Source organism: Mesorhizobium sp. M7A.F.Ca.CA.004.06.1.1 (genome assembly GCF_003999135.1).
GTDB lineage: Bacteria > Pseudomonadota > Alphaproteobacteria > Rhizobiales > Rhizobiaceae > Mesorhizobium.
Window position 1 is genome coordinate 1 of sequence record NZ_RZPQ01000552.1, and the last position, 4,021, is coordinate 4,021.

Here is a 4,021-nt window from a genome sequence, read left to right on the forward strand (position 1 = left end):
ATCGCCGTGATCATAATGCCCGACAGCGTCGTCAACGCCATGCGCACGCCGGTCAGCCGGCGGGTGAACGGGCGCAATGCGTCGAGGTAGATGTCGAAACCGTTCCTGATGTAGCGGTCGTCGCCGTCGGCCGAGAACAGTTTCAGCGTCTGCACGTTGGAATAGGAATCGACGATGCGACCGGTGATCATCGAGCCGGCCTCGGCGGTTTCCTCGGCATGCTTGCGGATTGCCGGCAAGTAGAGCTTGGCCAGCCAAGCGAAAGCGGAAATCCAGATCACCACCAGCACCGCCAGCCTGAGATCGAGGCCTGCGACCAGCGCCAGCGTCGTCACCGTGTAGACGATCATGAACCAGACGACCTCGATGAAGCTTTCCATCAGGTCGCCGGTGGCTTGCCCCGCCTGCCAGACCTTTGTCGCGATGCGGCCGGCGAAATCGTTCTGGAAAAAGGCGTAGGACTGGCGCGAGACATGCCGGTGTGCCTGCCAGCGCACCAGATTGTAGAAGCCCGGCGTGATGGTCTGTTCATCGACCAGCGCCGACAGGCCGACGACGACGGTGCGGATGACCAGCACCACCACGACCATGAAAACCAGTTCAGGACCGGCGGCGGCCCACAGTGCGTGCCAGCTGCGCTCGGCGGGAAGCTGGTCGAGAATATCGACGAGCCGCCCGACGAAGTAGAACAGGCCGGCCTCGACCAGCGGCGCGATGCCGCCGATGACCAGCATGGCGAAGAAGGCGAACTTCGCCTGGCCGACATAGTGCCAGAGGAAACCGCCGACGCTGGTCGGTGGCCGAAGATTCGCTGGCTCCCTGAACGGATAGACCCAGTTCTCGAACCAGCGATAGACGGCTGTCATCATGCGGCGGCCATCATTCTGCGGCTTGCCCCTTTGCAAGTGCATCGTTGGCGGGGTCGGCGGGACCGCCCTCAAGCAGGAACCCGCCCGACTGGCGCTGCCAGAGCTGCGCGTAGAGCCCGCCGCGGGCGACGAGTTCCTCGTGCGAACCTTCCTCGATGACACGGCCTTTGTCCATCGCCACCAGCCTGTCCATCGCCGCGATGGTCGACAGTCGGTGCGCGATGGCGATGACGGTCTTACCTTGCATGAGCTTGTAGAGGTTCTCCTGGATCGCCGCCTCGGCTTCGGAATCAAGCGCCGAGGTCGCTTCGTCAAGGATAAGTATTGGCGCATCCTTCAACATAACGCGAGCAATGGCGATGCGTTGACGCTGGCCGCCGGACAATTTGACGCCGCGGTCGCCGACATGGGCATCGAAGCCCTTCCGGCCACCGGCATCCGAAAGCCCTGATATGAAGTCCAGCGCCTCGGCGCGCCGCGCCGCCTCGACAAGCATCTCGTCGGTGGCATCGGGCCGGCCATAGAGGATGTTCTCGCGCACCGAACGATGCAGCAGCGAGGTGTCCTGCGTGACCATGCCGATCTGCGCACGCAGCGAATCCTGCTTCACACCGGCGATCTCCTGGCCGTCGATCAATATCTGCCCGGCTTCGAGGTCGTAGAAGCGCAGCAACAGGTTGACCAGCGTCGACTTGCCGGCGCCGGAGCGGCCTACGATGCCGACCTTTTCGCCCGGCTTCACCGCCAGCGACAAGCCTTCGATCACACCCTTCTGCTTGCCGTAGTGGAAGCGGATGTCCTCGAAGCGGATTTCACCCCTGGAAACGCTGATCTCCTTCGCGTCCGGCCTGTCCTCGACAAGACGCGGCAGCGAGATCGAGGCGATGCCGTCCTGCACCGTGCCGATGTTCTCGAACAGGCCCGACATTTCCCACATGATCCATTGCGACATGCCCCACATCCTGAGCACAAGGCCGATGACCACGGCGACCGCGCCGATCGTCACTGCTTGCCCCAGCCACAGCCACAACGCCATCGCGGTGACGGAGAACAAGAGCAATGCATTCAGGATGTAAAGCGAGCCAAAAAGCACTGTCACCAGCCGCATCGACCGGTAGACCGTTTCGAGAAAGCCGGACATGCCGTCTTTGGCGAATGACGCTTCGCGGCGTGCATGGCTGAACAGCTTGACCGTCTGGATGTTGGAGTAGCTATCGACGACCCGGCCGGTCATGATCGAGCGCGCATTGGCCTGCTCCTCGCCGACCTTGCCCAACCGCGGGATGAAGTAGCGCAGCAAAAGGATATAGCCGACCAGCCAGACGCCGAGCGGCGCGGCCAGCCGCCAGTCGGCCGAGCCGACGATGAGCAGCATGCCGAGGAAATAGACGATAACGTAGTTCAGGACGTCGATCACCTTGATGACGCATTCGCGCACGGCGAGAGCCGTCTGCATCAGCTTTGTCGCGATGCGGCCGGCGAACTCGTCCTGGTAGAAACTCATCGACTGCTTGAGCAGATAGCGGTGCACCTGCCAGCGGATGCGCATGGGATAATTGCCCATCAGCGTCTGCTGGTTGAGAAACGAATGCAGCCATACCGTGCCCGGCAGCGCGAACAGCACGATGAAGGCCATGCCGGCGAGCTTCCAGGCTTCCGTCTGCAGGAAGGTTTCGCGATTCTGCCCCGACAGCCAGTCGACGATGCGGCCGAGAAAGCCGAACATCCATACTTCCGCGATCGCGATGGCCGTCACCAGCACCGCGTCGAAAAGGATATATGGCCATGCGCCGCGCGTATAATGCAGGCAGAAGGCAACCAGCGTCTTGGGCGGCTCGACCGGTTCCGCTGCGGGGAACGGATCGAGCCTTTTTTCAAACCAGCTAAACAACAACATAGGTTATGCCTGTGAAATGTGTGTGCCGCTTACGCGGCACGTGAGCGTACGAAATCCGCGGAACCCATGGCGTCAAGGGCCGACGGTCTGGAATCACCCGGACCGTCGGCCCTGCTTCGCGCAATATAGGGGCTCGCGGGCTTTTCGCCGACAGCTGCGCCAGACGATCCTGACGACACGGTGCCGCCAGCCCGGTTTTTCGCGCCCGGCCGGATCAGCCGGATGATCCGGCGCACCAGCGAAGGCCGGCTCAGATCGGGAACCGCGCGCGAAAAATCGACATCCGGCAGCATGCCGCGATGCGGCCGGCGGCGAACCTCGGCGTGCACCGCCGACGAATAGGTGTCGCCGATCAGCAGCGCCCAGGTCGGCAGTCGATGGATATGCAGGCTCCTCGAGCCAGGTATTCTATAGGGATCGAACATCGGTCCGTCCTCCGTGTGAAAATCGAGATAAAAAGGCGAAGCAATATCGTCCGCCGGCATTCGGCCGGAGGCATGCTTTGCGTCGGTCTGGACATGACAAGCATCGGTCCGGACAGGTTCAGCTGGGGTGTTCAGCCCTTTTGACTTTTTGAAAAACATCGCAGGATTCCTTCGAGAGCCGAAAAATCGTTTCGGCGGGAATCGGTGCGATCAAGTCTTAGAGAGTCAGGAGAATCGTCGTACCGAAACCGCCGGCAGGCAGGTAAGCCCACGAGAGGGGCGCTGGATGTGCATGATCATCATGAATTACCCCTCCATCGGTTCGGGTTGACAATCCTGGCTGTATACCCGACCTCGCAGAAAATGGCCACCCGCAGGTCCAGCAATTTCCAAAACCGCCAAGCCGCTGTGGCCGATCCGCCACTTATTAGAAGGACGCGGAAATGAACTGTCGTCTCCGCATCGCGCTCTACCAGCCTGACATTGCCGGCAACACCGGGACAATCCTGCGCTTCGCCGCGTGCCTCGGACTTGGCGTCGACATCATCGAACCGGCCGGATTTCCGCTCTCCGACAAAGCGCTCAAGCGAGCCGGCATGGACTACCTCGAAATGGCTGCCCCGGCATGTCGACTGGCATGCCTTCGAGGAATGGCGCAAGGCTGGTTCGCGCCGGCTGGTGCTGCTGTCGACCAAAGCCACGACGGCCTACACCAGCTTCATCTTCGCCGAAGGCGACATACTCCTGTTTGGCCGGGAATCCGCAGGCGTGCCGGATCCTGTCCATCAGGCGGCTGATACGCGGCTGACCATCCCGATGCAGGGTACGGC

At 61.8% G+C, this 4,021-nt stretch carries 3 protein-coding genes and 1 pseudogene; 1 reads left to right on the top strand and 3 read right to left on the bottom strand.

Annotation, left to right across the window (positions count from 1 at the left end; translation table 11 throughout):
• The 3 genes from EN906_RS25540 to EN906_RS25550 form a co-directional block, all read right to left on the bottom strand.
• Positions 1 to 869, bottom strand: an 869-nt coding sequence (locus tag EN906_RS25540; protein WP_164777352.1) for an ABC transporter transmembrane domain-containing protein, incomplete at its 3' end; no start/stop codon positions are given.
• A 10-nt stretch (positions 870 to 879) separates the two neighbouring features.
• The gene (locus EN906_RS25545) at positions 880 to 2,766 is read right to left on the bottom strand and encodes an ABC transporter ATP-binding protein (protein ID WP_127375465.1); all 1,887 of its coding nucleotides are present in this window, start codon (positions 2,764 to 2,766) and stop codon (positions 880 to 882) included.
• Positions 2,767 to 2,795: 29 nt separating this feature from the next.
• Positions 2,796 to 3,191, bottom strand: a complete 396-nt coding sequence (locus EN906_RS25550) for a hypothetical protein (protein ID WP_127271716.1) — start codon at positions 3,189 to 3,191, stop codon at positions 2,796 to 2,798.
• 443 nt (positions 3,192 to 3,634) lie between these two features.
• Between EN906_RS25550 and EN906_RS25555 the strand changes: the two are divergent.
• Positions 3,635 to 4,021, top strand: a pseudogene (locus tag EN906_RS25555) (TrmH family RNA methyltransferase); the annotation flags it as partial.

What these genes read in the sequence shown, in the direction of transcription:
- EN906_RS25545 (WP_127375465.1), bottom strand. Translation starts at nt 2,766, where the DNA reads ATGTTGTTGTTTAGCTGGTTTGAAAAAAGGCTCGATCCGTTCCCCGCA.
- EN906_RS25550 (WP_127271716.1), bottom strand. Translation starts at nt 3,191, where the DNA reads ATGTTCGATCCCTATAGAATACCTGGCTCGAGGAGCCTGCATATCCAT.